Genomic DNA, 3,142 nt, shown 5'->3' on the forward strand with positions numbered 1-3,142 from the left:
ATCAGCGTGACGATCTCGCCGTCATGCACCTCCATGTCGACGCCCTTGAGGGCGGCGATGTTGCCGTAATAGCTTTTCACGCCCTGCACGGAGAGGAGCGGCTCAGTCATGAGATGCCCCTCTTAAACCTCCTCCTAAACGGGGGAGGTCGGACGGCGAAGCCGTCCGGGTGGGGGTCACGTGCGTCACTAGGGCAGACGCGATGACGGTGAGCACGCCTTCGAGATTCGACAGAACTTCATTATTCCAGAATCGTAAAACTGTGATGTGCTTCGCAGCGAGCCAGCGCCCCCGTCTTTCGTCATGTTTTCTGGTGAGTTCGTTGTGCTGTCCACCGTCGAGTTCGATCGCCAATCGTGCGGCTGGACAGTAGAAGTCCAAGACAAAGGGCCCAACTGGATGTTGGCGCCGGAAGCCAAAGCCATTTATTTGGCCTCGCTGCAACGCGTACCAAAGTTTTCGCTCAGCGCGCGTCAGATCACGCCGCAAGTCGCGAGCGCGTGTCGTCATTTCTCTAGTTTTGGAAAAGCGAGACTTGAGGACGACCCCCTCCCGATCGCTGCGCGATCGACCTCCCCCTTTCAGGGGGAGGTTTCGGCCCTGCCGCGCCTCGGCCATCACAGCCCCACCTCCGCTTCGACTTTCTCAACATCCTCGTCCTCGACGCCGAGATAGGCGGCGATGACGCGTTGATCGTTGCGGATTTCCTCCGGCGAGCCGTCGGAAATCTTCGTGCCGTAGTCGAGCACGACGATGTGGTCGGAAATTTCCATCACCACCGACATGTCGTGCTCGATCAGGAGGATCGACACGGGGAAGTCCTGACGGATGGAATTGAGAAGCACGTTGAGTTCGGCGCTTTCGCGTGGATTGAGGCCCGCCGCCGGCTCGTCGAGACAGAGCAGCACCGGGCTCGTGCACATCGCGCGGGCGATCTCGAGACGGCGCTGGTCGCCGTAGGGCAGATCGCCCGCGGGATCGTCGGCGCGGTCGATCAGGCGGATCTTCTCCAGCCAGAAGCGGGCGCGCTCGATCGCCTCGGCTTCGGCGCTCCTGTAGACGGGAAGCCCCAGGAGCCCGAGGAACGTGAAGCCGGAGGCGAGCATCAACGGATTGTGCTGCGCGATCAGCAGATTCTCGAGCACCGTCATGCCCTGGAACAGGCGGATGTTCTGGAACGTCCGCGCGACCCGCGCCTTCTGCGTCACCAGGAAATCCGGCAGCCGTTCCAGCAGGAACAGCGCGTCGTCGCCGCGCTTGATGCTGCGGCGGCTGGAATCGGTGAGAGCCGGCAGTTCCTCCCAGATACCGTCGCCGCCGTGGCGTAGCGCGATGCGCCCTTCCGTCGGCTTGTAGAAGCCGGTGATGCAGTTGAAGACCGTGGTCTTGCCGGCGCCGTTCGGGCCGATCAGCGCGGTGATCTCGCCGCTGCTTGCCGTGAAGGAAAGGTCGTTGACGGCGACGAGACCGCCGAAGCGCATGGTGAGATGCTCGACCTGCAGGATCGGAGCGCCGCGGGCGTTGCTCATCCGTGGCCCTCGCTCACATGCGCGCCGGAGATCGCCTTGCGTCGATGCAGGAATGCGGACGGTTCGCGCGTGCCGATCAGTCCGCGCGGGCGCCAGATCATGATCAGCACCATCGCGAAGCCGAAAATCAGCATGCGGAATTGCGTCGGATCGAAGTCGTTGCCGAAAATCTCCTTGAGGAAGTCGAGGTCGCGCATGATCTCGGTGCCGCCGATCATCACCGCGGCCGCGATGGCGACGCCGATCTGGCTGCCCATGCCGCCGAGCACGACGATCGCGAGGATGATCGCCGACTCCATGAAAGTGAAGGATTCCGGACTGATGAAGCCTTGCCGAGCGGCGAAGAAGGAACCGGCGAAGCCGCCGAACATCGCGCCCATGGCGAAGGCGGTGAGCTTGGTGTTGGTGGTGTTGATGCCGAGCGAGCGGCAGGCGATTTCGTCCTCGCGCAGCGCCTCCCAAGCGCGGCCGACCGGCAGGCGGCGTAGCCGCACCGTTACCCACGCGGTGACCATCGCGAGAAGGAGGATGACGTAATAAAGGAAGATGGTGCGGTGCAGCGGCGTGAACTCGAGGCCGAAGACCGCGGCGAACCCTTGGTCCGACGCGTTGAACGGAATGCCGAAGAATGTCGGCCTTGGGATGCCGCTGATGCCGGCATAGCCGTTCGTGACGGAAACCCAATTGGTGACGACGATGCGGATGATCTCGCCGAAGGCGAGCGTGACGATGGCGAGATAGTCGCCACGAAGCCGCAGCACCGGGAAGCCAAGCAGGATGCCCCAGAACGCCGCCAGCATTCCGGAGAGCGGCAACAGAATCCAGAACGAGAAGCCGAAGGTCTTGGCGAGCAGGGCGTAGGCATAGGAGCCGACGGCGTAGAACGCGACATAGCCGAGGTCGAGAAGCCCGGCGAGTCCGACGACGATATTCAGGCCCCAGCCGAGCATCACGTAGATGAGAATCTGGATGCCGAAATTGTCGATCCATTTCACCGCGCCCTGCGTCCCATTGATGCCGAGCACCAGCAGCGGATAGACGACGACGAAACCCAAAGCGAACGGCGTGAACCATTGCGCGAGGCCCTCGCGGATCGCGATCTCCCGCGCGCCGCGGATGCGGGCAGAAGCGCTTTGTGCGCGTTTTCGCGGCTCGAGCACCAGCAAAAAGAAAAGGCGCCCGATGACCACGGCCGCAACCAGTCCGAACATCAGCGGCCAGCGCGTCTCCAGCGTGAGTTCGTTGGAGATGTTGGTGACCGTCTTGAAACCGACCAGGGGAGCGAACAGTCCGATCGAGATCAGCGTCGTGAAGAACGCGTCCTTCACAATATGAGCGACATCCACCCGCCCCGCGGGCTTTGCCGCCGTGCCGTGGATCGCGGCTTGCGTCGCCACGTCACACCTTCTCGACGTCAGGGCGTCCGAGGATACCCTGCGGCAGGAAGATCAGCGTGATCGCGAGAATGGAGAACGCGGCCACGTCCTTGTAGTCGATGGAGAAGTAGGCCGACCACCGCGTTTCGATCAGGCCGATGAGCAGTCCGCCGAGAAGCGCGCCCGGCAGCGAGCCGATGCCGCCGAGCACCGCCGCGGTGAACGCCTTCACGCCCG

At 63.1% G+C, this 3,142-nt stretch carries 4 protein-coding genes and 1 pseudogene; all 5 read right to left on the reverse strand.

Going from position 1 to position 3,142, the window contains the following annotated elements:
- A pseudogene (locus tag AB7F49_RS39205) lies at positions 1–110 on the reverse strand (ABC transporter ATP-binding protein); the annotation flags it as partial.
- On the reverse strand, positions 103–618 hold the full coding sequence (locus tag AB7F49_RS39210; protein WP_428533389.1) for an endonuclease domain-containing protein: 516 nt from the start codon (positions 616–618) through the stop codon (positions 103–105). The gene AB7F49_RS39210 and the pseudogene AB7F49_RS39205, both read right to left, overlap by 8 nt.
- Positions 618–1,529: an ABC transporter ATP-binding protein gene (locus AB7F49_RS39215; RefSeq protein WP_428533392.1), complete on the reverse strand. Its 912-nt coding sequence runs from the start codon at positions 1,527–1,529 to the stop codon at positions 618–620. Before AB7F49_RS39215 ends, AB7F49_RS39210 begins: the two co-directional genes overlap by 1 nt.
- Complete coding sequence (livM, locus tag AB7F49_RS39220) at positions 1,526–2,926, reverse strand: high-affinity branched-chain amino acid ABC transporter permease LivM (protein WP_428533395.1); 1,401 nt, start codon at positions 2,924–2,926, stop codon at positions 1,526–1,528. Before livM ends, AB7F49_RS39215 begins: the two co-directional genes overlap by 4 nt.
- Before the next feature lies 1 nt (position 2,927).
- Positions 2,928–3,142, reverse strand: a 215-nt coding sequence (locus tag AB7F49_RS39225) for an ABC transporter permease subunit (RefSeq protein ID WP_428533398.1), incomplete at its 5' end; no start/stop codon positions are given.

This window comes from Pseudorhodoplanes sp. (assembly GCF_050250235.1).
Classification (GTDB): domain Bacteria; phylum Pseudomonadota; class Alphaproteobacteria; order Rhizobiales; family Xanthobacteraceae; genus Pseudorhodoplanes.